The sequence below is a fragment of the Bradyrhizobium sp. Kon58 genome (assembly GCF_055807455.1).
This window is the reverse complement of record NZ_JBVVOT010000417.1, coordinates 1-276: the sequence shown is the minus strand read 5'-3', so window position 1 is coordinate 276 and position 276 is coordinate 1. Positions and strand designations below refer to the sequence as shown.

The 276-nt window shown below is 51.8% G+C and carries 1 rRNA gene; it reads right to left on the bottom strand.

From position 1 onward, the window contains the following. Window positions 1-276 (bottom strand): 23S ribosomal RNA (locus tag AC0L20_RS40980); the annotation flags it as partial.

The window sequence follows — 276 nt, the reverse complement described above, 5'->3', positions numbered from 1 at the left end:
AGGGACCGACTACCCCTGCGTCGATTAACGTTGCGCAGGAAACCTTGGTCTTTCGGCGTGGGTGTTTTTCACACCCATTGTCGTTACTCATGTCAGCATTCGCACTTCTAATACCTCCAGCAAGCTTCTCAACTCACCTTCACAGGCTTACAGAACGCTCCTCTACCGCATCACTTACGTGATACCCGTAGCTTCGGTGTATGGTTTGAGCCCCGTTACATCTTCCGCGCAGGCCGACTCGACTAGTGAGCTATTACGCTTTCTTTAAAGGGTGGC